Origin of the sequence: Pseudomonas sp. RSB 5.4 (assembly GCF_037126175.1) — a bacterium.
Classification (GTDB): domain Bacteria; phylum Pseudomonadota; class Gammaproteobacteria; order Pseudomonadales; family Pseudomonadaceae; genus Aquipseudomonas; species Aquipseudomonas fluorescens_H.
In genome coordinates this window covers 4096690-4122390 of sequence record NZ_CP146986.1, presented here as the reverse complement: position 1 = coordinate 4122390, position 25701 = coordinate 4096690, and the positions used below count along the sequence as shown (strand labels likewise).

At 60.2% G+C, this 25701-nt stretch carries 24 protein-coding genes and 1 riboswitch; of the genes, 14 read left to right on the top strand and 10 right to left on the bottom strand.

The features are described from left to right. The first annotated feature begins 68 nt into the window (after positions 1–68). Complete coding sequence (locus V9L13_RS18645) at positions 69–620, top strand: cytochrome b (RefSeq protein ID WP_338800216.1); 552 nt, start codon at positions 69–71, stop codon at positions 618–620. 31 nt (positions 621–651) lie between these two features. Beyond that, on the top strand, positions 652–1245 hold the full coding sequence (locus V9L13_RS18640) for a YceI family protein (RefSeq protein WP_096795740.1): 594 nt from the start codon (positions 652–654) through the stop codon (positions 1243–1245). 268 nt (positions 1246–1513) lie between these two features. Here V9L13_RS18640 and V9L13_RS18635 read toward each other — a convergent pair whose 3' ends face one another. From V9L13_RS18635 to ahcY, 4 genes are all read right to left on the bottom strand, one after another. Then, positions 1514–3379 (bottom strand): DEAD/DEAH box helicase, encoded by a 1866-nt coding sequence (locus V9L13_RS18635; RefSeq protein ID WP_338800215.1) that lies wholly within the window; start codon positions 3377–3379, stop codon positions 1514–1516. 221 nt (positions 3380–3600) lie between these two features. Next, entirely contained in the window at positions 3601–4413 is an 813-nt protein-coding gene (locus V9L13_RS18630; RefSeq protein ID WP_201136370.1) for a transporter substrate-binding domain-containing protein, read from the bottom strand. 148 nt (positions 4414–4561) lie between these two features. Next, positions 4562–5407, bottom strand: coding sequence for a methylenetetrahydrofolate reductase [NAD(P)H] (metF, locus tag V9L13_RS18625; protein WP_003229047.1), 846 nt, complete (start codon positions 5405–5407; stop codon positions 4562–4564). A gap of 160 nt (positions 5408–5567) precedes the next feature. Further along, positions 5568–6977 carry an adenosylhomocysteinase gene (gene ahcY / locus V9L13_RS18620; RefSeq protein ID WP_007959684.1) on the bottom strand — a complete coding sequence of 470 codons (1410 nt, stop codon included), beginning with the start codon at positions 6975–6977 and terminating at the stop codon, positions 5568–5570. Positions 6978–7000: 23 nt separating this feature from the next. After that, a riboswitch (S-adenosyl-L-homocysteine riboswitch) is annotated at positions 7001–7099 on the bottom strand. A 196-nt stretch (positions 7100–7295) separates the two neighbouring features. Here ahcY and V9L13_RS18615 point away from each other — a divergent pair. Then, a complete protein-coding gene (locus V9L13_RS18615; protein ID WP_095137509.1) occupies positions 7296–7703 on the top strand; it encodes a hotdog domain-containing protein in 408 nt (135 codons plus the stop codon). Between the two features lie 175 nt (positions 7704–7878). After that, the gene (locus V9L13_RS18610; protein WP_003229042.1) at positions 7879–8778 is read left to right on the top strand and encodes a formate/nitrite transporter family protein; all 900 of its coding nucleotides are present in this window, start codon (positions 7879–7881) and stop codon (positions 8776–8778) included. On the opposite strand, the gene V9L13_RS18605 is transcribed toward V9L13_RS18610, so the two are convergent. Continuing rightward, entirely contained in the window at positions 8779–10044 is a 1266-nt protein-coding gene (locus tag V9L13_RS18605; protein WP_064589608.1) for a sodium:proton antiporter, read from the bottom strand. A gap of 155 nt (positions 10045–10199) precedes the next feature. On the opposite strand from V9L13_RS18605, the gene V9L13_RS18600 reads away from it, so the two are divergent. Together V9L13_RS18600 and V9L13_RS18595 are read left to right on the top strand one after the other, a co-directional pair. Then, positions 10200–11033, top strand: a complete 834-nt coding sequence (locus tag V9L13_RS18600; RefSeq protein ID WP_338800214.1) for an EamA family transporter — start codon at positions 10200–10202, stop codon at positions 11031–11033. A 39-nt stretch (positions 11034–11072) separates the two neighbouring features. Next, the gene (locus tag V9L13_RS18595) at positions 11073–11456 is read left to right on the top strand and encodes an MAPEG family protein (protein WP_003229034.1); all 384 of its coding nucleotides are present in this window, start codon (positions 11073–11075) and stop codon (positions 11454–11456) included. Positions 11457–11596: 140 nt separating this feature from the next. Here the strand turns inward: V9L13_RS18595 and V9L13_RS18590 are convergent, their stop codons facing one another. Beyond that, complete coding sequence (locus V9L13_RS18590) at positions 11597–12781, bottom strand: murein transglycosylase A (RefSeq protein ID WP_338800213.1); 1185 nt, start codon at positions 12779–12781, stop codon at positions 11597–11599. 128 nt (positions 12782–12909) lie between these two features. Between V9L13_RS18590 and V9L13_RS18585 the strand changes: the two genes are divergently transcribed. After that, entirely contained in the window at positions 12910–13359 is a 450-nt protein-coding gene (locus tag V9L13_RS18585; RefSeq protein WP_003229030.1) for a cytochrome c, read from the top strand. Positions 13360–13543: 184 nt separating this feature from the next. Here the strand turns inward: V9L13_RS18585 and V9L13_RS18580 are convergent, their stop codons facing one another. From V9L13_RS18580 to V9L13_RS18565, 4 genes are all read right to left on the bottom strand, one after another. After that, a complete protein-coding gene (locus V9L13_RS18580) occupies positions 13544–13939 on the bottom strand; it encodes a DUF1090 domain-containing protein (protein WP_003229029.1) in 396 nt (131 codons plus the stop codon). Positions 13940–14034: 95 nt separating this feature from the next. Then, positions 14035–15711 (bottom strand): NAD-dependent DNA ligase LigB, encoded by a 1677-nt coding sequence (gene ligB, locus V9L13_RS18575; protein WP_338800212.1) that lies wholly within the window; start codon positions 15709–15711, stop codon positions 14035–14037. A 235-nt stretch (positions 15712–15946) separates the two neighbouring features. Next, positions 15947–17137, bottom strand: a complete 1191-nt coding sequence (gene metK / locus V9L13_RS18570; protein WP_003229025.1) for a methionine adenosyltransferase — start codon at positions 17135–17137, stop codon at positions 15947–15949. Between the two features lie 18 nt (positions 17138–17155). Further along, positions 17156–18151 carry a metalloregulator ArsR/SmtB family transcription factor gene (locus V9L13_RS18565; RefSeq protein ID WP_338800211.1) on the bottom strand — a complete coding sequence of 332 codons (996 nt, stop codon included), beginning with the start codon at positions 18149–18151 and terminating at the stop codon, positions 17156–17158. Between the two features lie 258 nt (positions 18152–18409). Between V9L13_RS18565 and tkt the strand changes: the two genes are divergently transcribed. From tkt to V9L13_RS18530, 7 genes are all read left to right on the top strand, one after another. Continuing rightward, entirely contained in the window at positions 18410–20407 is a 1998-nt protein-coding gene (tkt, locus tag V9L13_RS18560; RefSeq protein ID WP_201136375.1) for a transketolase, read from the top strand. A 180-nt stretch (positions 20408–20587) separates the two neighbouring features. After that, positions 20588–21646, top strand: coding sequence for an erythrose-4-phosphate dehydrogenase (epd, locus tag V9L13_RS18555; RefSeq protein WP_103485200.1), 1059 nt, complete (start codon positions 20588–20590; stop codon positions 21644–21646). Between the two features lie 26 nt (positions 21647–21672). Further along, positions 21673–22836 carry a phosphoglycerate kinase gene (locus V9L13_RS18550; RefSeq protein ID WP_007961877.1) on the top strand — a complete coding sequence of 388 codons (1164 nt, stop codon included), beginning with the start codon at positions 21673–21675 and terminating at the stop codon, positions 22834–22836. 34 nt (positions 22837–22870) lie between these two features. Beyond that, on the top strand, positions 22871–23092 hold the full coding sequence (locus V9L13_RS18545) for a hypothetical protein (RefSeq protein WP_003229014.1): 222 nt from the start codon (positions 22871–22873) through the stop codon (positions 23090–23092). Positions 23093–23149: 57 nt separating this feature from the next. Continuing rightward, positions 23150–23482 (top strand): MliC family protein, encoded by a 333-nt coding sequence (locus V9L13_RS18540; RefSeq protein ID WP_064589596.1) that lies wholly within the window; start codon positions 23150–23152, stop codon positions 23480–23482. 263 nt (positions 23483–23745) lie between these two features. Then, entirely contained in the window at positions 23746–24810 is a 1065-nt protein-coding gene (fba, locus tag V9L13_RS18535; protein ID WP_003229012.1) for a class II fructose-bisphosphate aldolase, read from the top strand. A 394-nt stretch (positions 24811–25204) separates the two neighbouring features. Continuing rightward, positions 25205–25651 (top strand): hypothetical protein, encoded by a 447-nt coding sequence (locus V9L13_RS18530; RefSeq protein WP_338800210.1) that lies wholly within the window; start codon positions 25205–25207, stop codon positions 25649–25651. Positions 25652–25701 lie beyond the last annotated feature (50 nt).

Here is a 25701-nt window from a genome sequence, read left to right as displayed (position 1 = left end):
AAATTTTCCGCTTTAATTCGATAGATAACTCGCTAGTCTTGGTTCGCAGTTCTCACAGGATTTGGGCAATGCAGCTACGTAACTCTGCTTCTCGCTATGGTTGGGTCAGCATCTTCATGCACTGGGGCGTGGCGCTGGCGGTCTTCGGACTGTTCGCGTTGGGTCTGTGGATGGTGGGGCTGGATTACTACAGCAGCTGGCGCAAAGACGCGCCGGATCTGCACAAGAGCATCGGTCTGGTGTTGCTGGGCGTGATGGTGTTGCGGGTGCTATGGCGCTTTGTCAGCCCGCCGCCGCCAACGCTGCAGACCTACAGCCGCATGACCCGCATCGGCGCCAAATTCGGCCACGGGTTTCTGTACCTCGCGCTGTTCGCCGTGATGATTGCCGGTTACCTGATTTCCACCGCAGACGGTGTCGGGATCCCGGTGTTTGGCCTGTTTGAAGTTCCTGCACTGGTTTCCGGACTACCGGATCAGGCAGATACCGCTGGGGTGATTCATCTCTGGCTGGCATGGGCGCTGGTAATTTTTTCCGGTCTCCATGCGTTGGCAGCATTGAAGCACCACTTTATCGATCGTGATGCGACCCTGACGCGAATGCTCGGTCGCAAAGCCTGAAATTCAACCTCGACTCAAAGGAAAAGAAAGCATGTTGAAAAAGACTCTGGCCGCTCTGGCAATCGGTTCTGCCGTACTGTCCGCGAACGTGATGGCTGCTGATTACACTGTCGACAAGGAAGGCCAGCACGCTTTCGTCGACTTCAAGATCAGCCACCTGGGCTACAGCTACATCACCGGTACCTTCAAGGACATCGACGGCAAGTTCAGCTTTGACGCCGCCAAGCCTGAAGACAGCAAAATCGAATTCAACGTGAAAACCGCCAGCGTGTTCACCAACCACGCCGAGCGCGACAAGCACATCTCCAGCAAAGACTTCTTGGACGTGGGCAAATACGCTGACGCCAAGTTCGTCTCCACCAGCGTCAAATCCACCGGCAAGAACGCCGATGGCAAAGACACTGCCGACGTGACCGGCGACCTGACCCTGCACGGCGTGACCAAGCCAATCGTGGTCAAGGCTGTGTTCCTGGGCGAAGGCAAGGATCCATGGGGCGGCTACCGTGCCGGCTTTGAAGGCACCACCAGCATCAAGCGCTCTGATTTCGGCAAGATGATGGATCTGGGTCCACAGTCCGACAAGGTCGACCTGTACATCTCGTTCGAAGGTGTGAAAGCGAAGTAATTTTCGCCGCCATACAAAAACGCCCCCGGTCGTAAGGCCGGGGGCGTTTTTTATTGCCCGCCAGATCACTTGAGACCACCGCATATCCACTGTGGGAGCGAGCTTGCTCGCGAATGCGGTGTGTCATTCACCAGAGGTCTCGACTGATCCGACGCTTTCGCGAGCAAGCTCGCTCCCACAGGGGGATTGTGGTGATGCAGGGATTTGTGGGAGCAAAAAAAATGCCCCGGCTCTTGCGAGCCGGGGCATTTTTTATGGCAGCGATAACTCAGCGATTGCGGGTCAGCAGTGCTGGTTTCTCGCCGCGCGGACGGGTCGGCAGTTGATCGAGCTGCTCAGGCGTCGGGAAGCGGTCGGCTTTCGATTCCTTGTGCATGATCTTCGGCCCGGTGCTGCGCGGGTTCTGCACGGCCGGTTCGGCGCGTTGCTGATCGTCGCGAGCCGGGCGGCGGTTGCGCGAGGACTCGTCACGACGGCCCTGGCCGTCACGCGGAGCACCGTTGCGCGGGCCGTTGCGTTTGCCCGGTGGAGTGCCGGTGCTCGAACCGTTGCTGTTGCGCGGACCGTTCTGGCGACCTTGCGGCTGACCGCCACGAGGGGCGCCAGCGCCTGCACCTTGTGCCGGCGCACCCGGACGACGGCCACGGCCACCGGCAGGGGCGGCTTTCGGCACGTAATCCACGCGGTTACCGAAGTTATCGATATCGTCGTCGAGGAACTCGTCCGGTGCACGATCAGCCGCCGCACGTGGTGGCTGGCTCGGACGCTGTTCGCGGGCCGGGGTGCCTTCACGTGGTTTCTGCTGACGGGCAGGGCGCTCGCCGCGTTCGCCGGCGGGTTTTTCCTTGCCCTTGTCTTTGCCTTTGTCCTTGCGACCGCCGCCACCACCGCCGCCATTCGGACCGTCGCCACGCGGGCCACGGGCGTTGCGCGGGTTGCGCATGTCCGGACGCTCGCGCACTTCAGGCTTCTCGGCCTCGATGGTGCTGGCATCGAAGCCCATCAGGTCGCCGTCGGCGATTTTCTGCTTGGTCATGCGTTCGATGCTTTTCAGCAGTTTTTCTTCGTCCGGGGCCACCAGCGAGATCGCCTCGCCCGAACGACCGGCACGGCCAGTACGGCCGATACGGTGCACATAGTCTTCATCGACGTTCGGCAGTTCGAAGTTGACCACGTGTGGCAACTGGTCGATGTCCAGACCGCGCGCGGCGATGTCGGTAGCGACCAGGATGCGCACTTCACCGGCCTTGAAGTCGGCCAGGGCTTTGGTGCGGGCGTTCTGGCTCTTGTTACCGTGGATCGCCACAGCCGGCAGGCCGTGTTTGTCCAGGTACTCGGCCAGACGGTTGGCGCCGTGCTTGGTACGGGTGAACACCAGTACCTGTTCCCAGGCGCCGGCGGTGATCAGGTGCGCCAGCAGGGCACGCTTGTGGCTGGCCGGCAGACGGAACACGCGTTGTTCGATGCGCTCGACCGTGGTGTTCGGCGGCGTCACTTCGATACGTTCCGGGTTGTGCAGCAGCTTGCCGGCAAGATCGGTGATGTCTTTGGAGAACGTCGCCGAGAACAGCAGGTTCTGACGTTTGGCCGGCAGACGCGCGAGGACTTTCTTCACGTCGTGGACGAAGCCCATGTCGAGCATGCGGTCGGCTTCGTCGAGGACGAGGATTTCGACGTGAGACAGATCGACGCTGCCCTGGCCGGCGAGGTCGAGCAGACGCCCCGGGCAGGCGACGAGCACGTCAACACCACGGGACATGGCCTGGACCTGCGGGTTCATGCCGACGCCGCCGAAGATGCAGGCGCTGACGAATTTCAGGTCACGGGCGTAGATCTTGAAGCTCTCGTGAACCTGGGCCGCGAGTTCGCGGGTCGGGGTCAGGACCAGAACGCGCGGTTGGCGCGGGCCATGACGCTGGGATTTGTCCGGGTGACCATTAGGGAACAACCGCTCCAGGATCGGAAGGGCGAAACCGCCGGTTTTACCGGTACCTGTCTGTGCCGCAACCATCAGGTCGCGACCTTGCAACACGGCGGGAATGGCCCGCTGTTGCACCGGAGTAGGCTCGGTATAGCCCGCATCTTCGATGGCACGGACTAAAGCCTCGGAGAGACCGAGGGAAGCAAAGGACATGAGTAATCCTGTTTTAGTTAGGGCTTGGCCCAATGGGAGTCTTGCCTGGCGCGAATCACGTTTAAGAGGACGCAATCCCGTCCGGTCCTGCTGCGGTTCCGAAGGCACGTCAGGAGCGCTCGCGCGGGCTGAAAGCTGCGCTGTAGCGGGTCGAGAGGCCTGTTACGGTTCCGGGCGTCCGGGCGTGAGCCTGGCGGGAACGCCGGAGTATAACAGAGCAATCACTGCGCGCTGCTTTCCTGCTGCTCAACGGTTTTGCGGCTGGCCGAGGCGTTGCTCAGCGGAGCGGCGTCGACCGGGGCTGCGCCGTAGCGTGCGCTGAGCTCGGCGTAGGCCGGTTCACGCTTGAATCGTTTGAGTTCAGCGCCAAAGCGCTGCACCAGCAGATCCATCCCGGCATTGCGTCGAACGGCCAGATATTGGCTCTGGCGGCTGATGATCGTAGGATTTTCGCTGATCTGATCGCGGATATTCAACTGATCGAGCAAATGCTGACCGACGCGGCGATCGGTGATCAGCAAGTCTATGCGTCCGCGCAGCAGTTTGCCGAAGTTGGCCTCGTGGGTCGGTGCCGGCTCGCGGGTGAATAATGTCGATTCGCTGAAGTCCGGGCTGTACAGATAGCCCGGCGAAGTGCCGATGGTCAGGCCTTTGAGTTCTTCGAGCTTGCTGAAGGGGTGTGGCCGGTCATTGGCGTAGAACATCACGAACTCGACGTCCGACAGCGGTTCACTCGGATAGAGCAGGGTGGCGTCGCGCTCGTCACTATGAAAGATATCCAGCGCGCCGTCAGCCTGGCCGGTCTCGAGCATCGACAGGCAGCGTTTCCACGGCAGGAACTGCCATTCGACTTCGATTCCCAGACGCTTGAACACGATGGCGGTGGTTTCGTAGTCCAGCCCGAGGTTCTTGCCGTCCTCCTCATACACGTAAGGGGCCCACGGCTCGGTGACAATACGCAACTTCTCGCCCCGAGCGGCAAAGCTCAGGCAAGCAAAAACCAGCACCGTGAATAATTGCGCGATCAAAGGCATGGCTTGAGATTACGACGAGAAACGCGAAAGAGCCAGAAAGTGCCTGCACAAGCTCTAATTCGGGGATTCAAAAGCAAAAGATCGCAGCCTCGACACCCTTTTAGGAGCTGCCGAAGGCTGCGATCTTTTGACTTTGCTTTGATGCTTTTTAGCGCGGCAACTTCAGGTTATTCCAGATCGCCAGACTCGGTTCAGCCTGGTTCATGGAATAGAAGTGCAGCCCCGGCGCGCCACCCTGCAGCAGGCGTTCGCACATTTCGCTGACAACTTGCTCGCCGAAGCGCTGAATGCTTTGGCTGTCATCGCCGTAGGCTTCCAGTTGCTTGCGGATCCAGCGCGGAATTTCCGCACCGCAGGCATCGGAGAAACGCGCGAGTTTGCTGTAGTTGGTGATCGGCATGATCCCCGGTACCACCGGAATATCCACACCCAGTGCCTGCAAACGGTCGACGAAGTAGAAGTAGCTGTCGGCGTTGAAGAAGTACTGGGTGATCGCGCTGTCGGCGCCAGCGCGGGCCTTGCGCACGAAGTTGGCGAGATCGTCTTCGTAATTGCGCGCTTGCGGATGCATCTCCGGGTAAGCGGCAACTTCGATGTGGAAATGATCGCCGGTTTCTTCACGAATGAACTCAACCAGTTCATTGGCGTGACGCAGCTCGCCGCTGGTCATGCCCATGCCGGAGGGCAGGTCGCCGCGCAGGGCAACGATGCGCTTGATGCCGGCAGCCTTGTACTCGTTCAGCAGGCCGCGCAGGTCGTCCTTGCTGTCGCCGACGCAAGACAGGTGCGGTGCGGCCGGTACTTTGACTTCGCTTTCCAGCTGCAGAACGGTGTTGAGGGTGCGATCACGGGTCGAACCACCAGCGCCATAGGTGCAGGAGAAGAAATCGGGATTGTACGTTGCCAACTGACGGGCAACGTTGAGCAGCTTTTCATGCCCAGCATCGGTCTTGGTCGGGAAGAACTCGAAGCTGTAGCGACGGTCTTGGGACATGGGAAATACCCTTGGAAACACGAAGCCTGTGAGGCTTGCACCGCCCATGTGGGAGCGGGCTTGCTCGCGAAAGCGGCGGGTCAGGCAACATCAATGCTGAATGACAGACCGCTTTCGCGAGCAAGCCCGCTCCCACAGGGAGAGCAGGCCGCCGCGTCAATCAGTAGCGGTAAGCGTGCGGCTTGAACGGGCCTTCGACGGTCACGCCGATGTAGTCAGCCTGTTGCTTGGTCAGTTGAGTGACCACGCCGCCGAAGCCGCGCACCATTTCCAGGGCCACTTCTTCGTCGAGTTTCTTCGGCAGTACTTCAACGGTCAGACGCTCGGCTTTCTGCGCTGGCGACAGGTCGGCGTACTTCTGGCCGAACAGGAAGATCTGAGCCAGAACCTGGTTGGCGAACGAACCGTCCATGATGCGGCTCGGGTGACCGGTGGCGTTGCCCAGGTTCACCAGACGGCCTTCGGCCAGCAGGATCAGGTAGTCGTCGTTCTGTGCGTCGAAAGCGCCCGGGCCGGTACGGTGGATCTTGTGGACCTGTGGCTTCACTTCTTCCCACGCCCAGTTCTTGCGCATGAAAGCGGTGTCGATTTCGTTGTCGAAGTGACCGATGTTGCAGACAACAGCGCGCTTCTTCAGGGCTTTGAGCATGTTCGCGTCGCAAACATTGACGTTACCGGTGGTGGTCACGATCAGGTCGATCTTGCCCAGCAGCGCTTTGTCGATGCTCGCTTCGGTGCCGTCGTTGATACCGTCGATGAACGGCGAAACCAGTTCGAAACCGTCCATGCAGGCCTGCATGGCGCAGATCGGGTCAACTTCGGAAACCTTGACGATCATGCCTTCCTGACGCAGGGACTGAGCAGAGCCCTTGCCCACGTCACCGTAACCGATGACCAGCGCTTGCTTGCCGGACAGCAGGTGGTCGGTACCGCGCTTGATCGCATCGTTCAGGCTGTGACGGCAGCCGTACTTGTTGTCGTTCTTGGACTTGGTCACCGAGTCGTTGACGTTGATCGCCGGGATCTTCAGCTCGCCCTTGGCCAGCATGTCCAGCAGGCGGTGAACGCCGGTGGTGGTTTCTTCGGTCACGCCGTGAACACGGTCCAGCACCTGTGGGTACTTGTCGTGCAGCAGCTGAGTCAGGTCGCCGCCGTCGTCGAGGATCATGTTGGCGTCCCATGGCTGGCCATCCTTCAGGATGGTCTGCTCCAGGCACCATTCGTATTCTTCTTCAGTCTCGCCTTTCCAGGCGAAAACCGGGATGCCGGCGGCAGCGATGGACGCAGCGGCCTGATCCTGAGTCGAGAAAATGTTGCAGGACGACCAGCGTACTTCGGCACCCAGGGCAACCAGGGTTTCGATCAGCACGGCAGTCTGAATGGTCATGTGGATGCAGCCGAGGATTTTCGCGCCCTTGAGCGGCTGCTCGGAAGCGTACTTGCGGCGCAGACCCATCAGGGCCGGCATTTCCGATTCGGCGATGATGGTTTCGCGACGGCCCCAGGCGGCCAGGGACATATCGGCAACTTTGTAATCGTTAAAATCTGCAGGCGTGATAACAGCGCTCATGAAGAGCCTCCATTCGTAATGTATGCGAATGGGCGCCGTTGTGCGTTTAGTGTCCGGCCGTGGCCAGTCAACGCCCCATCCGAGCCTGACAGGTTGATCCTGCTGCAGCGCCCCTCGGACAGGTGGCGGGAAAACGGTAGCAAGTGAAGGTTACCGTTTTGAAACGGGGGCGATTATAGCCGTCTAGACTGATCTTCCAAAGGGTTTCTGTCGGCCAAATGAAGATCGCTAATAGCGACCATAGTAGAAGGCTCATGGAGCCTGACCGTCCGGTCTGCCAAGATGGCGCCATCTTTCGGCAAACGCTCAGGAGTGAACATGAATTTCCACACCCGCAAATGGGTAAAACCCGAAGACCTCAACCCCAACGGCACCCTGTTCGGTGGCAGCCTGCTGCGCTGGATCGACGAAGAAGCGGCGATTTACGCCATCGTCCAGTTGGGCAATCAGCGCGTAGTGACCAAGTACATTTCCGAGATCAACTTCGTCAGCGCCTCGCGCCAGGGCGACATCATCGAGCTGGGCATCACCGCCACCGAGTTCGGCCGCACCTCGATCACCCTGACCTGCGAAGTGCGTAACAAGATCACCCGCAAGAGCATCCTCACGGTCGAGAAGATGGTGTTCGTCAACCTTGGCGAAGATGGTTTGCCAGCCCCGCACGGACGGACCGAGATCAAGTACGTCAAAGACCAGTTCAAGGAAGATGAATTGGTCAGCAACTAACATCGGCGGCGCCCCCTTCGCGAGCAAGCCCGCTCCCACATGGATTGCGTTGTACCTGTGGGAGCGGGCTTGCTCGCGAATGCGGTTGTGCAGTCAGCGAAGAATCATCTGGCCACTGAACAGCCATGAACCGCCGGGGTCGTAGGTAAACACCACCCCCCACGGTTCCCACGCCATGACCACGCCCACCGACGGCAAGACCCCCAACCTCTCGACCGATGAACAACACGAAGTCGAGAAAAACCAGCCGCCCCGCGCGGCGGTTCTGCATGAAATCATCCGCACTCAAGGCGATCAGGAACTGGAGCGCAGCATTGCCGCGCTGTGGTGGTCGGCGCTCGCCGCCGGGCTGACCATGGGCCTGTCGCTGATGGGCATGGGCCTGCTCAATTCGCGCCTGCCCGAGGGCGAGGAATTCAAGGTGATCGCCAGTTTCGGCTACTGCGCCGGTTTCCTCGCGGTGATCCTCGCGCGCCAGCAACTGTTCACCGAAAACACCCTGACCGCCGTCCTCCCGGTGATGAGCAAACCGACCCTGGCCAATTTCGGCCGGTTGATCCGCCTGTGGGGCGTGGTCCTGTTCGGCAATTTGTGCGGGACGATTCTGGTGGCGTACGTGATGCTCGAGCTGCCGATCTTCGACGCCAAGACCGATCACGCCTTCCTTGAAATCGGCCGCAAGGTCATGGAGAACCACGCCAGTCAGATGTTCGCCAAGGGCATCGTTTCCGGCTGGATGATCGCCACCATGGTCTGGATGATCCCGTCCATGGAGAGCGCGAAGATGTGGATCATCATCCTCATCACCTACCTGATGGCGCTGGGCGACTTCACCCACATCGTGGTCGGTTCGGCGGAAGTGTCGTATCTGGTGTTTGCCGGCGAGCTGCCGTGGAGTGATTTCTGGATGGTGTTTGCCGGGCCGACGCTGGCGGGCAACATCATCGGCGGCAGTTTCATCTTCGCCCTGATCAGCCATGCGCAGATCCGCAGCGAGAGCGGCGCGCCGAAAGAAACAGGCAAAGGGTCTGCGGATCAGGCCGAGAAGCCCGATCCGCAGCAGATCAGAAAATGATCAGTGGTGCGCGGGCTCGGCCGCTGTGGCCGGCTCGTCACGGGTGGCGTGCTTGACCAGTTTGCCGATGGTCAGACCCTGCAACAGGATCGACGACAGCACCACGATGTAGGTGATGCTCAGCAGCAGATCGCGCTCCGGGCCCAGCGGCAGGGCCAAAGCCAGTGCCACCGAAACGCCGCCGCGCAAACCGCCCCAGGTCAGGATGCGGATGGTGCCACGCGGCACCGTGCGCCAACGGCGTAGCAGAACGATGGCCGGGGCCACGGTGAGCAGGCGCGAAAGCAGGATCGCCAGCGCCAGCAAACTGGCCGCCGCCACGTGCGCCCAGTTGAACGGCAGCAGCAACAGCTCCATGCCGATCAGCGCGAACAGCAGGGCGTTGAGCATGTCATCGAGCAGCTCCCAGAAGCCGTCGAGGTACTTGCGCGTCATGTCGTTCATCGCCAGGTTGCGTCCCAGGTTACCGATGATCAGACCGGCGACCACCATCGCAATCGGCGCCGAGACGTGCAGTTCGGTGGCCATCGCCGAACCGCCGATCACCAGCGCGAGGGTCAGCATCACGGTGATCTGATGCTGCTGGACGCTCTTGATCATCCGGTACACCCCATAACCGATCAGCCCGCCGAACAGCACGCCGCCAATGGCTTCGTGAACGAACAGCATGGCGGTGGCGCTGATCGTCGGCGTTTCACCCAATTGGGCGATACCCAGCAGCACGGTGAACACCACCACCGCTGTGCCGTCGTTGAACAGCGACTCGCCGACGATGGTGGTTTTCAGCGGCTTCGAAGCGTTGGCGGTGCGCAGGACGCCGAGCACCGCAATCGGGTCGGTCGGCGAAATCAGCGCGCCGAACAACAGGCAGTAGAGGAAGCTCACGTGCCAGCCGAACAGGGCAAAAATGTAATAGGCGAGGCTACCGATCACGACGGTCGCAATCAGCACGCCGAAAGTGGCCAGCAGGCCGATCGGCCAGCGATAGCTGCGCAGGTCGTTGAGGTTGACGTGCAGGGCGCCGGCGAACAGCAGAAACGACAGCATCCAGTTCATCAGCAGATCGCCGAAGTCGATCTGGCCGATCAGTTGCTGCACGCGTTCTTCGAGGCCGGGATAGCCGAGCAGGCTCAGGCCTTGCAGCAACAGGGAGAACATCAGCGCGGTGACCATCACGCCGATGGTCGGCGGCAGGCCGATGAAGCGGTAGTTGACGAAGGTGAGAAGGGTGGTGAGGCAGATGAATGCGGCTACGAGTTCAAGCATCCGGGCTCCTTTGGATGGGGGGGAAAGACAGCGCCCCGATTCTTCGGCGCAAAGGTTGGATGGGCTGATTCGGGGTGGGGACACAACTATGTCCCCTCGGTTGGTCGGCCGCGCACATTGGTGTAGGGTCAACAATAAAAATCAAGGAGTGGAACGTGCTGGCGACAGTTCTGGTGTTGATGGCGGCGCTGTTGCATGCGACGTGGAATACCCTGATCAAGTTCAGCGCCGAACGGCTGCTGGTAGTGGCGTGCATGGACACGGTGGCGCTGCTGTTTGTCGCCCTCGCATTTCCATTCATCAGCCTGCCGCCGGCGGACATCTGGCCGTGGATTCTGGCTTCGGCGGCGTTCGAGCTGCTGTATCGCTATCTACTGATTCAAGCCTATCGGGTCGGCGACCTCGGGTTGGTCTATCCGCTGATGCGCGGCTTGTCGCCGCTGGTGGTGCTGGCACTGACCCTGATCTTCGCCGGCGAAGTGCTTACCGCGCAGCAGATCTTCGGGATCATGCTGATTCCGCTGGGCATGGCCTGCCTGCTCTGGCAGGGCGGCGGCGGCAAACATCTGCCGTGGTCAATGCTGCCGGTGGTGGCGCTGATCGGGCTGTGCATCGGCTGCTACACCTACATCGATGGCCAGGCTTTGCGGCGCTGGTCGCATCCACTGGATTACCTGGTCTGGGTCACGTTGCTCAGCGCCTGGCCGTTTCCGTTGCTGGCCTGGGTCGCCAAACGCCCGGCATTTATGGTGTTCTGGCGTGAACAATGGAAGCTGGGCCTCGCGGTCGGGTTCTGCGTGTTGTTCAGCTACGCTCTGGTGCTGTGGGCGATGCAGTTGGGCTCGATTGCCGAAGCGGCGGCGTTGCGCGAGATCAGCGTGATTCTGGTGGTGCTGTTCGGCATGCGCTACCTGAAAGAACCTTTCGGCAAGCCGCGGCTCTTAGCCTGTGGGCTGGTGCTGATCGGCATGCTGGTGATGAAGTTCTGACCGCCCGCAATTCTCTATCACTCGAAGAAGGACGGCTTTATGACGGTGGCTCTGTGGTGCGTATTGATCGCGATTTTCCTGCCGTATGTGTGCACGATCGTGGCCAAGGCCAGCGGCGGTTTCAGGCTTCAGGACAACCATGATCCCCGGGACTTTCTCGAAAGTCTGAACGGCGTGGCCCGACGGGCGCATGCGGCGCAGTTGAACAGTTTCGAGGTGATGCCGGCGTTTGCGGCAGCGGTGATCGTTGCGCATCTGGTGGGCACGGCGCAGTTGGTAACGGTGAATGTGCTGGCGGTGATGTTCATCACCAGTCGCCTGCTGTACATCATCTGCTACCTGGCGGACTGGGCGATTCTGCGGTCGCTGGTGTGGTTTGTCGGGATGGGGCTGATTGCTGCGTTCTTCTTTGTATCGGTCTGAATCTCGGGTGTTGCTGCCGGCCTCTTCGCGAGCAAGCCCGCTCCCACAGGTATCAATGGCGAGCAAAAATCCTGTGTACACCAAAGAACCCTGTGGGAGCGGGCTTGCCCGCGAAGGCGATAGCTCAGGCACCGAGGTGCTTAAGGTTTGTCCTTAACCGTATCGGCGACCTGGGGCACTTGCGGCAACGCCGCACCTTTAGGCCAGAGCATCCAGATCTGCCCCTGCTGCTTCATGTCCCCGGCTAACTGCCCGGCGGCGTCGCCCGTGCCCCAGAACAGGTCCGCGCGCACCTCGCCGGCAATCGCGCCGCCTGTGTCCTGCGCCGCGACCGGGCGAACCAAAGCGGTGCCATCCGGGCGGGTGGTCGACAGCCACAGCAGGCTGCCCAGCGGAATCACTTTGCGATCCACCGCTGCGCTGTAGCCGGCGGTCAGCGGCACATTGAGCGAACCGCGCGGGCCTTCGTTGCTGTCCGGGTTACGGGTGAAGAACACGTAGCTCGGGTTGCTGCCCAGCAGCTCCGGGATGCGCGACGGGTTGGCCTTGGCCCAGTTGCTGATCGCGCTCATGGTCACGTCTTCTTTCTTCAACTCGCCCTGCTCCACCAGCCAGCGGCCGATCGGTCGGTACGGGTGGCCGTTCTGGTCGGCGTAGGCGATGCGCAGTTGCTTGCCATCCGGCGTCTGAATCCGCCCCGAGCCCTGGATCTGCAAAAACTGCAGGTTCATCGGGTCGGTGAGGTACGCCACCACCGGTGCTTTTACGCCTTTGGATTCAATGGTCGCCGCGTCGTCGTAAGGCTTGAGCACCCGACCTTCAAGGCGGCCGCGCAAGCGCTTGCCCTTGAGTTCCGGATAAATACTGTCCAGCGAGACGATGATCATGTCTTCCGGCACGCCATACACCGGCACGTTGGCTACGTCGGTGGGCGTCAGGCTGCCGGGGTAGACCGGTTCGTAGTAACCGGTGATCAGACCGTTGGGGTTGTCATGCTCGGCGCGCAGGCCGAACACATCGAGGTTCTGCTTGAGGAACGCGCGGATCTCGTTGGCGCTCTGCGGCACGTTGGCGGCTGCGGCGCAGGTGCCGCCCCAGATCGGGTCAGCCTTGAGTCGGGTGCAGGCGCTGCGCCACGAGCCGAAACCGGCCACCAGATCGCTGTCGGACACCGCCGGCAGGGCTTCCCAGGTGGCACTGGAATAAGTGGCCAAGGCGTGGGTTTTCGGTTTGGCATTGTCGCCGCCCGTACAGCCGGCAAGGATTGCCAGCAGCGGCAGGGTTGCGATCAGTGGGTGACGCCAGGCCTTGAAACGGCTGTTCATGGAGTGATTCCTGTGCCGGTCGCCCAAGTGCTCCATGCGCTCGGGCAACCCGTATTTTTAATAGGGCTATTGGTGTTTGTCGGCGACGCGAGGATACTGGCCGCCGAATTCCGTGACTTGAAGCCACCATGACTCTTAAAAGAATTTCTGTTGTATTGCTGGCCTGTCTGACCTTGTCCGCCTGTGGCGGTGTCGATCCGAATTCTCCGCTGGGGCAACGCAAGGCGATCTTCAAGCAGATGCTCAAGACCGGCGAAGACCTGGGCGGCATGTTGCGCGGACGCATTCCGTTCGACGGGCCGAAATTCACCGAGGGTGCAGTGAAGCTCGACGCGCTGTCCCATGAGCCGTGGAAGCATTTCCCGCAGGTGCGTGAAGAAGATCACACCAGCGCCAAGGACGATGTCTGGTCGCGTCAGGCACGCTTTCAGGAACTGGCCCGCAACCTTGAAGCGGCCACCGGTGAGCTGGTGACTGCCAGCAAGGTTCAGCCGTACAAGGCCAGTAACCTCGGGCCGGCGGTGCAGAAGGTTGAAGATGCCTGCAGCGCTTGCCATAAAGAGTTTCGGGATCATTGATTGTCTGAGGCTGCCGGACGACTGAAGACTGTGGCGAGGGAGCTTGCTCCCGCTGGGTCGCGAAGCGGCCCCAACCCCATTCAACCGCGCTGTAACAGACTCAACTCGATTAATGGGTTTACGACGGCTGCGCCGCCGAGCGGGAGCAAGCTCCCTCGCCACAGGACATCGCCCTCAACACGGGTTACTTGTCGATCTGGTCCAGCGCGTCCTGCAGTTCTTTGCGCGACTCGGCGAGCTTGTTCTTGCGCTTGTCGATCTTCTCCGGATCGCCTTTCTTCATGGCCTTGTCGAGATCAGCCTGGCGCTTGCTGACTTCGTGCTTGGCTTCCAGCACCTTGTTTTCGCGTTCTTTCTTCAGACCGGCGTCAGTGCAATTCTTCGTCACTTCATCCAGGGCGGTTTGCAGGCCAGCCTGCTGATCGGTGTTGCCCCGGGACTTGGCCTGTTCGAGCTGATTGATGATGCCCTGCTTCTTGGCGGCGCAACCGGTCAGGCCCGGTGCATCTTCGTCGGCCATTACAGGCGCGGCCAGGACGCCACAGAGAGTCAGCAAGGCGAGCGGTGCAAGAAATTTCATAAAAGCTCCATGTGCAAAGGCAGTCGGGTCGGGGGCACTGCGCTGTTTGAGCGTCTGATGGCCCTTGGGTTCCCGGCTGCCGGGGGATTGCGTGATCAGAAACCGTCGATTCCGGCGGCGCGTAATGTTTCACTCAGGGCCAGCACCTGCGGGTCGCGGAAGAATGCGCTCAATTGCGCCGCGCGGCCCGGGCCGATTCCGGCTTGTGCCTGCCATTGTTCGGTGTCGCGTTGCGCCAGCGCCAGCCACGAGTCGGCCAGTCGGGCCTGACCTGTCGGCGGCATGCCCAACGCTTTGAGCCACTGGGTGAACGGCCGTTGCCGGGCGCTGTGAAAGCTGTTGATCAGGCGTGCGCTGCTGCGTTCGCCGAAGCCGGCAATGTTAGCAAGCTCTGGCTCGTCGAGGGTCAACCAATCCAGCAGGTTGTTCAGACGGCCTGTTTCCAGAAGTTTCTCCCAGGTACCGCGCCCGACATTCTGCAACGCCAGGCCTTGTTTGCCACTGAGCCAGGTCAGTCGAGCGAGAAACTGGCTTTTGCATTCCGGCGTCGGTTGCCAGCAGCTCAGGGCATGAAAGTCGCGGGCGTCGGGAATCTCCAGATCGGCGCGTTCGACACTGCGCAGCACCACACTGTCGAGTCGCGGAATGGTCAGTCCGGCCAGGCTGATGGCAACCTGATCGCCGGGACGGATGTCCAGTTCCTGCCAGCGCTTTAGCGAGCTGACGCTGACACGTTTGATCTGACGGTCATCGAGGGCAACGGGCTTCAGTTCCAGAACGGGGGTGATACGCCCGGTGCGACCGACTTTGAAATTGACTTTGCGCACCTGCGCCAAGGCCAGGGCGAACGGGTATTTCCAGGCGATGGCCCAGTAGGGCGAGCGCGCCTGCCAGCGTTCGGCGGGAGGCCTCTGGCTTTGGCGCAGAACGATCCCGTCCGTGGCGAACGGCAGGGGTGAGCGATACCAGTGTTCGCGCCATGTCTGAGCCTCGGCGAAATGGCTGATCGGCTGGCTGTAAGGTGCGGTCGTGGCGAAGCCCAATGTAGCCAGCATGGAAATTTGATCCGGCAGTTCGATCGGCCCTTGCGGCCAGTCCCAGACGAACAGGCCGACCCCGGCCGCTTGTTCGGTACTCAAGGTTTTGCGCGCCATCAGGCCGGCAACGGTCGCACGGGCGTTGACGCTGCCGGAACTGGCCTGAACATGCTTGTCCAGGCGCCAATAGAGTTCGCCCTGAACCAGCAGATCCAACGGTCGTGTCAAGCGTTGGGGAATGGCGCTGATCTTCTGCGCGGAAGGAGTCCAGTCATGACCGTTGACTCCGTCGCCACGACTGATCGCCTGCCGCAAGACGCCACCGCTATAGACCAGCGTCACGGCGACGCCATCGACTTTGGGTTGTACCCAGACATCCTTTCGATCCCGCATCCAGGTTTCAATGGCCGATGCCTCGTGAATCTTGTCCAGGCCAGTGTGGGCGACCGGGTGCGCGACGGAGCCTGATGCTGTGCGTAAAGGGGCGGGCGCCGAGTGCCGCGCGAAGCACTGGCGCCATTCGTTGAGTCGCAAGCGCGATTGATCGTAGAGCTCGTCGGCAATCAGCGAGCGGCCTTCGCGGTGGTAGGCGTCGTCCCATTGGTCGATCTGCTTTTGCAGGGCCGAGACTTCAGTTTGCGCCTTGCTGGCTGACCAGTCCGGGCAGGCGGCATAGGCGATCAGAGGGGTGAAACTCAGCAGAAGCGTTGAAAACAGGCGCAGCGTGACAAGCATTTTGAGCGTCCTTGCTCAGGGGCAATGCTTTAAGGCTAGGCGAGGATTCAGAGAGGCACCGGGTGGGTGTTTTGCATGGTGTTTCCATGCTCAAACTCGGGTTGCCGGGACTGGCCTCTTCGCGGGCAAGCCCGCTCCCACAGGGTTCTTGATTGATATTGGAATGGTTTTTCAGGCATGAAAAAGCCCCGCACGGCGCGAACCGTGCGGGGCTTTTTGTGCAGCCGGGGAGGGCTTACAGACCAGCGGCAGAACGCAGAGCGTCGGCGCGGTCGGTTTTTTCCCAGGTGAAGGTGGTGAAGGTGTCTTCGCCAACCGTCTTGGTCTGCGGAGCACGGCCGAAGTGGCCGTAGGCTGCAGTTTCCTGGTACATCGGGTGCAGCAGATCGAGCATGGTGGTGATCGCGTATGGACGCAGGTCGAACACTTCACGCACCAGTTTGATGATCTTGTCATCGCTGATCTTGCCGGTACCGAAGGTGTTCAGCGAGATCGAAGTCGGCTGAGCGACACCGATGGCGTAGGACACCTGGATCTCGCAACGCTCGGCCAGGCCGGCAGCCACGATGTTCTTGGCAACGTAACGGCCAGCGTAGGCAGCCGAACGGTCAACCTTCGATGGATCTTTACCGGAGAACGCGCCACCGCCGTGACGGGCCATGCCGCCGTAGCTGTCGACGATGATCTTGCGACCGGTCAGACCGCAGTCACCTACCGGGCCGCCAATGATGAACTGGCCGGTCGGGTTGATGTGGAACTGGGTGTCCTTGCTCAGCAGTTCGGCAGGCAGTACGTGCTTGACGATCAGCTCCATCACGCCTTCGCGCAGGTCTTTGTACGACACTTCAGGGTTGTGCTGGGTCGACAGTACAACGGCGTCGATACCGACCACCTTGCCGCCTTCGTAACGGCAGGTCACTTGCGACTTGGCGTCCGGACGCAGCCACGGCAGCAGACCCGATTTGCGGGCTTCGGCCTGACGCTGCACCAGCTGGTGCGAGAAGGTGATCGGAGCCGGCATCAAAACGTCGGTTTCGTTGCTGGCGTAGCCGAACATCAGGCCCTGGTCGCCGGCGCCCTGATCTTCAGGCTTGGCACGGTCAACACCCTGGTTGATGTCTGGGGACTGCTTGCCGATGATGTTCATCACGCCGCAGGTCGCGCCGTCGAAGCCGACTTCGGAGCTGGTGTAGCCGATGTCGCAGATCACGTCACGAACGATCTGCTCCAGGTCGACCCAGGCGCTGGTGGTCACTTCACCGGCGACGATGGCTACGCCGGTCTTGACCAGGGTTTCCACGGCAACGCGTGCGTGTTTGTCCTGGGCGATAATGGCGTCCAGCACCGCATCGGAAATCTGGTCGGCGATTTTGTCCGGATGCCCTTCGGACACGGACTCGGAGGTGAAGAGGGAGTATTCGCTCATCTCGATGTTTTCCTGAATTTACCGATGGTGAGTGTCGCCAGCCGGTCGCTGAAAGTGGCGAACCTGGATCTGGAAACCATTACGTAAGCCTACATAGAGGCTGTCCCCGGGAACGAGTCCCGCAGCGGTGGCCCAACGGGCCAAATCGTCCTGTTCAAACCCCAACCACAGATCACCGCAGGCCTCCCTGGCCCAACTCTGGTTGTGGCTACATAACTCTGTCACGAGCAGGCTACCGCCCGGTTGCAGCAGGCCGGCCATGTGCTTGAGCGCTTCGGCCGGCGCGGCGAAATGGTGCAACACCATGTTCAGTACCACGCAATCGGCCTGAAGGCTGGAGCCATTCAATGCATCGGCCAATTGCAGGCTGACGTTAGCCAGCCGTTCACGTTCACATACCTGACGCGCCAGTTCGAGCATCGCCGGGCTGTTGTCCAGCGCGGTTACGGTGCCGAAGCGACGGGCCAGTTCCGGCAGGAAAGCACCATCGCCGGGGCCGACTTCAATGGCCGTGGCAGCACCATTGAAGTTCAATTTGTCGAGCAGGGCCAGCACGCTGTCGCGGTACTGCGGCAGGCCTGCGATCAAGTCTTGCTGAGCGCGAAATTTCTCTGCGACCCGAGCGAAAAATTCCTGGCTGGCCGCTTCACGTTGCCCGTGAACCTGGGCGATACGCGCTTGCACGTCCTCTGGCAGCGTCAGGTTGTCGACTTCTTCTAACAATGCGGCGTGCAGTTTACCGCCCAGCAATTCGGTGTGAGGCAGGGCGCGACGATAGAAAATCGCGTTGCCTTCTCGGCGTGTCGCCACCAGGTCGGCCTGGGCCAGCACCTTGAGGTGGTGGCTCATGCCGGACTGACCGATGCCGAAAATCTGCGCCAGCTCCAGTACGCCGAACGAGTCGTTGGCCAGCGTGCGCAATACATTCAGGCGCAGCGGGTCGCCGCCGGCCTTGCACAGGGCCGCCAGCTCGTCGCAGTCGTCATGGCGAATGGAAGGCACGCGTAAGTTCATAGGGCCAGCAGTCTAGTGACGGCGGGAAATCGCCGCAAGGGCAATATCAAAAAGTTTTGATATTGCACGATAGATGGCACTTCTCACTGGCTGGTTAACTCTACAAACGAACAGCGGAAAGGTTTCACCAGGCGAATCCACTGTTAACCATGGGAAAAACGCCTCCGTATGACTATCTGTCATTGCCCCGAGGCGCTCCGGTGAGGGAAAATGCCCTCCTTTTTTCCGTTTCAATTATTCACACCCAGGAGATCAGCGATGCCTAGCCGTCGTGAGCGTGCCAACGCCATTCGTGCCCTCAGCATGGATGCCGTGCAAAAAGCCAACAGCGGCCATCCCGGTGCCCCCATGGGTATGGCAGATATCGCCGAAGTACTTTGGCGCGACTACCTCAAGCACAACCCGAGCAACCCGTCGTTCGCCGACCGTGACCGCTTCGTGCTGTCCAACGGCCACGGCTCGATGTTGATCTACTCGCTGCTGCACCTGACCGGTTACGACCTGTCGATCGACGACCTCAAGCAGTTCCGTCAGCTGCACAGCCGCACCCCGGGTCACCCGGAATTCGGCTACACCCCGGGCGTCGAGACCACCACCGGCCCGCTGGGTCAGGGTCTGGCCAACGCTGTCGGCTTCGCCCTGGCAGAAAAGGTTCTGGGCGCGCAGTTCAACCGTCCTGGCCACGACATCGTGGATCACCACACCTACGTGTTCCTCGGTGATGGCTGCATGATGGAAGGCATTTCCCACGAAGTTGCTTCCCTGGCCGGTACGCTGGGCTTGGGCAAGCTGATCGCCTTCTATGATGACAACGGCATCTCCATCGACGGCGAAGTCGAGGGCTGGTTCACCGACGACACCCCGAAGCGTTTCGAAGCCTACAACTGGCAGGTGATCCGCAACGTCGACGGTCACGATCCGGAAGAGATCAAGACCGCCATCGAGACCGCGCGCAAGAGCCCGCTGCCGACCCTGATCTGCTGCAAGACCACCATCGGTTTCGGTTCGCCGAACAAGCAGGGCAAGGAAGATTGCCACGGCGCGCCACTGGGTGACGCCGAAATCGCCCTGACCCGCAAGGCGCTGAACTGGAACTACGGCCCGTTCGAAATCCCGGCCGACATTTATGCCGAGTGGGATGCCAAGGAAAAAGGTCGCGCCGCCGAAGCCGAGTGGGATCAGCGTTTCGCTGCCTACTCCGCGGCGTTCCCGACCGAAGCCAACGAGCTGATCCGTCGTCTGAGCGGCGAACTGCCGGCTGACTTCGCTGAAAAAGCCTCGGCTTACATCGCTGAAGTGGCGGCCAAAGGCGAAACCATCGCCAGCCGCAAAGCCAGCCAGAACACCCTGAACGCGTTCGGCCCGCTGCTGCCGGAACTGCTCGGCGGTTCGGCTGACCTGGCCGGTTCCAACCTGACTCTGTGGAAAGGTTGCAAAGGCGTCAGCGCTGAAGACGCCAGCGGCAACTACATGTACTACGGCGTGCGCGAATTCGGCATGACCGCGATCATGAACGGCGTGTCCCTGCACGGCGGCCTGGTGCCTTACGGCGCGACCTTCCTGATGTTCATGGAATACGCGCGCAACGCAGTGCGCATGTCGGCGCTGATGAAGAAGCGTGTGATTCACGTCTACACCCACGACTCCATCGGTCTGGGCGAAGACGGCCCGACGCACCAGCCGATCGAGCAACTGACCAGCCTGCGCACCACGCCGAACCTCGACACCTGGCGTCCAGCCGACGCCGTGGAATCGGCGGTGGCCTGGAAAAACGCTCTGGAACGTAAAGACGGCCCATCGGCGCTGATCTTCTCGCGTCAGAACCTGCAGCACCAGGAACGCGATGCCGGCCAGATCGCCGACATCAGCCGCGGTGGCTACGTGTTGAAGGACTGCGCAGGCGAGCCTGAGCTGATCCTGATCTCCACCGGTTCGGAAGTCGGCCTGGCCGTTCAGGCCTACGACAAGCTGACCGAGCAGGGCCGCAAGGTGCGCGTGGTTTCCATGCCTTGCACCAGCGTGTTCGACGCTCAGGACGCTGGCTACAAGCAATCGGTTCTGCCGCTGCAGGTCAGCGCCCGTATCGCGATCGAAGCGGCTCACGCCGACTTCTGGTTCAAGTACGTGGGTCTGGAAGGTCGCGTGATCGGCATGACCACCTACGGCGAATCGGCTCCGGCTTCGGCACTGTTCGAAGAGTTCGGCTTCACCCTGGAAAACATCCTGGGTCAGGCTGAAGAACTGCTGGAAGACTGATCCAGAAGTCGCGTCGTCTGGACTGACGCCTTCGCGAGCAAGCCCGCTCCCACAGGGGGATTTGTTGTGTGACACAAGCAGTGTTCACAACCCTGATCCAGTGTGGGAGCGGGCTTGCTCGCGAAATCGGTGGTTCAGACACCACTGCAATAACCGATTCAAACGGTAATCGAGAACCCCATGCCTCAACCGCGTCCCTACAAAGTTGCACTCAACGGCTACGGCCGGATTGGTCGTTGCGTCTTGCGTGCATTGTTTGAGCGAGGGGCGAAGGCAGGGTTTGAAATTGTCGCGATCAACGATCTGGCGGACATGGCCAGCATCGAATACCTGACACGCTTCGACTCCACCCACGGCCGTTTTCCCGGCGAAGTGCGAGTAGAAGGCGATTGTCTGCATATTAATGGCGACTGCGTGAAGGTCCTGCGCAGTGCCACCCCCGAAGGCATTGACTGGGCGGCGCTGGGCGTCGACCTGGTGCTCGAATGCTCCGGCGCTTACCACACCCGCGAAGATGGCCAGCGTTTCCTCGACGCCGGCGCGCCGCGCGTGCTGTTCTCGCAACCGATGGCCAGCGAGGCGGATGTCGATGCCACCATCGTCTACGGCGTCAATCAGGATTGCCTGACCGGCGCCGAACTGCTGGTGTCCAACGCGTCCTGCACCACCAACTGCGGTGTGCCGCTGCTGCGCTTGCTGGACAAGGCGATCGGCCTGGATTACGTGTCGATCACCACGATTCACTCGGCGATGAACGATCAGCCGGTGATCGACGCCTATCACCACGAAGACCTGCGCCGCACCCGTTCGGCGTTCCAGTCGGTGATCCCGGTGTCCACCGGTCTGGCGCGTGGCATCGAGCGCCTGCTGCCGGAACTTGCCGGGCGAATTCAGGCCAAAGCCGTACGCGTGCCGACGGTCAACGTGTCCTGCCTCGACATCACGATGCAGACCGCCACCGCGACCGACGCGAACGAGGTCAACCGGATCCTGCGCGAGGCCGCCACCAATGGCCCGCTCAAAGGTCTACTGGCCTACACCGAGTTGCCGCATGCCAGCTGTGATTTCAACCATGACCCACATTCGGCCATCGTCGATGCCAGTCAGACCCGTGTTTCCGGCCCGAAGCTGGTGAACATCCTGGCCTGGTTCGACAACGAATGGGGTTTTGCCAACCGAATGCTGGACGTTGCAGAACACTATCTGCAAACAGCGATTTCAAAAAAACCTGCTCTCTAAGAACAGCTACTCAGGAAGTGCGACCCATGACCGTGTTGAAGATGTCCGACCTCGATCTGCAAGGTAAGCGCGTATTGATCCGCGAAGACCTCAACGTCCCAGTAAAGGACGGTGTTGTCACCAGCGATGCGCGTATCCTGGCTTCGCTGCCGACCATCAAGCTGGCCCTGGAAAAAGGCGCGGCGGTGATGGTGTGTTCGCACCTGGGCCGTCCGACCGAAGGCGAGTTCTCCGCCGAGAACAGCCTCAAGCCAGTCGCCGACTACCTGAGCAAGGCCCTGGGTCGCGAAGTGCCGCTGGTGGCCGATTACCTGGGCGGCGTTGACGTCAAGGCCGGCGACATCGTGCTGTTCGAAAACGTGCGCTTCAACAAGGGCGAGAAAAAGAACGCCGACGAACTGGCCCAGCAATACGCCGCCCTGTGCGACGTGTTCGTGATGGACGCCTTCGGCACCGCGCACCGCGCCGAGGGTTCGACCCACGGCGTGGCCAAGTTCGCCAAAGTCGCCGCGGCAGGCCCGTTGCTGGCCGCTGAGCTGGACGCACTGGGCAAGGCGCTGGGCGCACCGGCCAAGCCAATGGCTGCGATCGTTGCCGGCTCCAAAGTGTCGACCAAACTCGACGTCCTCAACAGCCTGAGCCAGATCTGCGATCAACTGATCGTCGGTGGCGGCATCGCCAACACCTTCCTCGCTGCCGCCGGTCACCCGGTCGGCAAGTCGCTGTACGAGCCGGACCTGCTGGACACCGCACGCGCCATCGCCGCCAAGGTCAGCGTGCCGCTGCCGGTGGACGTGGTCGTCGCCAAGGAATTCGCGGAAAGCGCCGAAGCCACCGTCAAGCTGATCGCTGACGTGGCTGCTGACGACATGATTCTGGACATCGGCCCGCAGACCGCCGCCAACTTCGCCGAACTGCTGAAATCGTCGAAAACCATCCTGTGGAACGGCCCGGTCGGCGTGTTCGAATTCGACCAGTTCGGCAACGGCACCAAAGTGCTGGCCCAGGCCATCGCTGACAGCGCGGCGTTCTCCATTGCCGGCGGTGGCGACACCCTGGCGGCCATCGATAAATATGGCGTGGCTGAGCAGATCTCCTACATTTCCACCGGTGGTGGCGCGTTCCTCGAATTCGTCGAAGGCAAGGTGCTGCCGGCCGTTGAAGTTCTGGAAAGCCGGGCCAAGGCCTGAGGCCGCCCGTTTGGCCAGGCAAAGGAGTGGTTACATGGTCAAGTCGTTAGTGCTGTTGTTGCTGACCGGTACATTGGCGGCCTGCGGGAGTAACCCTAAGGCCGAGGCGACACCTGCGCCGGATGCGGTGCAGAAAGGCTGCTACCAGGCCGACTGGCAGGCCGAAACCAACCCGGTGCTGAACAAGCGCTCGGGGCCGGATGGCCTGGACAAGTACGAGACGCAAACCCCGGCCAAGGAACATGGTTGTCCTTGACCGGTCTGACTCTTTAACTCAGGGCTGGCGGCTTGCGCCGTCAGTCGAGGAACACGGATGAAAGGCTTGATTGCCATTGCGGCGTTGGCATTGTTGGGCGGTTGCGCGCAGATGAATCTGTTTCAGTCGTCCGCCCCTGCTGACAACTGGACGACATGGACCTGCGACAGCCAGGCCAAAGTGCTGTGGCGCTACACCGATGCCAGCCAGAAGGAAGTCGATGTTCGACTGGGCGGCGGCGATCAGGTCTATCGCCTGAAAGAAGAACCGGGCGCCTCGGGCGTGCTGTACAGCGACGGCATGCTGGCGTTTCACGTCAAGGGTGATGAAGGTCTGGTGTACTGGGTCGCCACCAATGACCTGATCGGTCGCGGCTGCAAGGCGCAGTAACACGATTGAATTGATGTACAGAGATCCGAATGTGGGAGCGGGCTTGCTCGCGAAAGCGGTGAATCAGCTTGCGGTGATGTTGAATGTTGAACCGCATTCGCGAGCAAGCCCGCTCCCACACGGGTTCTGCGTAGTCCTGAAGAATTTGCTTTATCGAATCACCAGACCGGGCTTCGACCCCCGATCTGCAAGCACTTGAATAGCCGCCGCCGCTCCGGCAGGCTGGCACGATTAACGACCCTCAACCGGGAGAGACACACACAATGGCACTTATCAGCATGCGCCAGATGCTGGACCACGCAGCCGAGTTCGGCTACGGCGTTCCAGCCTTCAACGTCAACAACCTTGAGCAGATGCGCGCCATCATGGAAGCCGCTGACAAGACTGACTCCCCGGTGATCGTCCAGGCTTCGGCCGGCGCTCGCAAATACGCCGGCGCGCCATTCCTGCGTCACCTGATCCTGGCGGCGATCGAAGAATTCCCGCACATCCCGGTGTGTATGCACCAGGACCACGGCACCAGCCCTGACGTCTGCCAGCGCTCGATCCAACTGGGCTTCAGCTCGGTGATGATGGACGGCTCCCTCGGCGAAGACGGCAAGACCCCGACCGACTACGAATACAACGTCCGCGTTACCCAGCAGACCGTGGCCATGGCTCACGCCTGCGGCGTTTCGGTTGAAGGCGAGCTGGGCTGCCTGGGTTCGCTGGAAACCGGCATGGCCGGTGAAGAAGACGGCATCGGCGCTGAAGGCGTTCTGGATCACAGCCAGATGCTCACCGACCCGGAAGAAGCCGCTGACTTCGTCAAGAAGACCCAGGTCGATGCCCTGGCCATCGCCATCGGCACCAGCCACGGCGCCTACAAGTTCACCAAGCCACCTACCGGCGACGTGCTGGCGATCGACCGCATCAAGGAAATCCACAAGCGCATCCCGAACACCCACCTGGTGATGCACGGTTCCTCTTCGGTTCCGCAAGAGTGGCTGGCGATCATCAACCAGTACGGCGGCGACATCAAAGAAACCTACGGCGTACCGGTTGAAGAAATCGTCGAAGGCATCAAGTACGGCGTACGCAAGGTCAACATCGACACCGACCTGCGCCTGGCATCCACCGGCGCCATGCGTCGCCTGATGGCCACCAACCCGAGCGAATTCGACCCACGTAAATTCTTCGGCGCGACCGTGACTGCGATGCGTGATGTATGTATCGCTCGTTATGAAGCGTTCGGAACTGCGGGGAATGCTTCGAAGATCAAGCCGATCTCGTTGGAAGCGATGTTCCAGCGGTATTTGAAGGGTGAGTTGAACGCTAAGGTGAACTAAGCCTGGGCGTTTGATCGCGTAAATGAAAAACCCGCCAAGTGGCGGGTTTTTTTTGTGTGAGTTTTTCATTGTGAACAAATTAACGGCTGGCGGCTAAAAATGTCGTTAAAAAGATTTTTAAATTTTCTCTCGATAAGACCGATATGTTTGACATTTTCCCCGCACGAGATGTGGTCGAATGCATAGTTATTTTAGAGAGAAAAATAAATTTCGTTAACGACTGCATAAATTGTTTTGCTTATTTCGAAATCGTATAAAGAACTGTCATTTCTGACAGGTGATTTAAAATTCATTGCAGCCTATCGTCCCAATGCAATCAGAGAGGAAGTAACGATAAATATATTTATCCCTCCCTTTACTGATTTTGTTCCTTCTATGTAATGGAGAGGTTGAAATGTCAAGCATTGATGTCCGTGAGAAATTTAAAAAGCATGAGCTCAGTGGCGAGGTCAGCTGTATGTTGTACGGCAAGGATGGCGAAAGTGGCGAAGAGAAAGCTGAGTATAAATCTACTCATCTTTATGGAGATTACTCTGACAACATTTACGTGCATGCAAGTAGCCATACTGAACATCATTCGGAAGATATTTTGTTTTTATTCTCCAAGGATCTTATTCCGGGTACATATCACTATTATCCCGACTTCCCCAATGTAATTGATTTTGTATGCGACGCGCGATATGCCCCTGCATGGAGGCCTCAATCTGGATTATTCGTACTGGAAAAAAATAGCTCTGGAGTTGTTAAAGGAGAGTTTAGGTTTCATAAGGAGCCAGGGAATAAGGGGTTCGCAGTTTCGGGTGGTAAGTTTTTTGTAAATTTCCCTACTTCTGTTTCGTAGGAAAGGGCGGGAAAGGAGAACCAAGTGTCTAGTCCTGAAATAGGTTTAAA

Excerpts from the sequence above, each read along its gene's own strand:
- V9L13_RS18645 (WP_338800216.1), top strand. The coding sequence starts at position 69 with ATGCAGCTACGTAACTCTGCTTCTCGCTATGGTTGGGTCAGCATCTTC.
- V9L13_RS18640 (WP_096795740.1), top strand. The coding sequence starts at position 652 with ATGTTGAAAAAGACTCTGGCCGCTCTGGCAATCGGTTCTGCCGTACTG.
- V9L13_RS18635 (WP_338800215.1), bottom strand. The coding sequence starts at position 3,379 with ATGTCCTTTGCTTCCCTCGGTCTCTCCGAGGCTTTAGTCCGTGCCATC.
- V9L13_RS18630 (WP_201136370.1), bottom strand. The coding sequence starts at position 4,413 with ATGCCTTTGATCGCGCAATTATTCACGGTGCTGGTTTTTGCTTGCCTG.
- metF (WP_003229047.1), bottom strand. The coding sequence starts at position 5,407 with ATGTCCCAAGACCGTCGCTACAGCTTCGAGTTCTTCCCGACCAAGACC.
- ahcY (WP_007959684.1), bottom strand. The coding sequence starts at position 6,977 with ATGAGCGCTGTTATCACGCCTGCAGATTTTAACGATTACAAAGTTGCC.
- V9L13_RS18615 (WP_095137509.1), top strand. The coding sequence starts at position 7,296 with ATGAATTTCCACACCCGCAAATGGGTAAAACCCGAAGACCTCAACCCC.
- V9L13_RS18610 (WP_003229042.1), top strand. The coding sequence starts at position 7,879 with ATGACCACGCCCACCGACGGCAAGACCCCCAACCTCTCGACCGATGAA.
- V9L13_RS18605 (WP_064589608.1), bottom strand. The coding sequence starts at position 10,044 with ATGCTTGAACTCGTAGCCGCATTCATCTGCCTCACCACCCTTCTCACC.
- V9L13_RS18595 (WP_003229034.1), top strand. The coding sequence starts at position 11,073 with ATGACGGTGGCTCTGTGGTGCGTATTGATCGCGATTTTCCTGCCGTAT.
- V9L13_RS18590 (WP_338800213.1), bottom strand. The coding sequence starts at position 12,781 with ATGAACAGCCGTTTCAAGGCCTGGCGTCACCCACTGATCGCAACCCTG.
- V9L13_RS18585 (WP_003229030.1), top strand. The coding sequence starts at position 12,910 with ATGACTCTTAAAAGAATTTCTGTTGTATTGCTGGCCTGTCTGACCTTG.
- V9L13_RS18580 (WP_003229029.1), bottom strand. The coding sequence starts at position 13,939 with ATGAAATTTCTTGCACCGCTCGCCTTGCTGACTCTCTGTGGCGTCCTG.
- ligB (WP_338800212.1), bottom strand. The coding sequence starts at position 15,711 with ATGCTTGTCACGCTGCGCCTGTTTTCAACGCTTCTGCTGAGTTTCACC.
- metK (WP_003229025.1), bottom strand. The coding sequence starts at position 17,137 with ATGAGCGAATACTCCCTCTTCACCTCCGAGTCCGTGTCCGAAGGGCAT.
- V9L13_RS18565 (WP_338800211.1), bottom strand. The coding sequence starts at position 18,151 with ATGAACTTACGCGTGCCTTCCATTCGCCATGACGACTGCGACGAGCTG.
- tkt (WP_201136375.1), top strand. The coding sequence starts at position 18,410 with ATGCCTAGCCGTCGTGAGCGTGCCAACGCCATTCGTGCCCTCAGCATG.
- epd (WP_103485200.1), top strand. The coding sequence starts at position 20,588 with ATGCCTCAACCGCGTCCCTACAAAGTTGCACTCAACGGCTACGGCCGG.
- V9L13_RS18550 (WP_007961877.1), top strand. The coding sequence starts at position 21,673 with ATGACCGTGTTGAAGATGTCCGACCTCGATCTGCAAGGTAAGCGCGTA.
- V9L13_RS18545 (WP_003229014.1), top strand. The coding sequence starts at position 22,871 with ATGGTCAAGTCGTTAGTGCTGTTGTTGCTGACCGGTACATTGGCGGCC.
- V9L13_RS18540 (WP_064589596.1), top strand. The coding sequence starts at position 23,150 with ATGAAAGGCTTGATTGCCATTGCGGCGTTGGCATTGTTGGGCGGTTGC.
- fba (WP_003229012.1), top strand. The coding sequence starts at position 23,746 with ATGGCACTTATCAGCATGCGCCAGATGCTGGACCACGCAGCCGAGTTC.
- V9L13_RS18530 (WP_338800210.1), top strand. The coding sequence starts at position 25,205 with ATGTCAAGCATTGATGTCCGTGAGAAATTTAAAAAGCATGAGCTCAGT.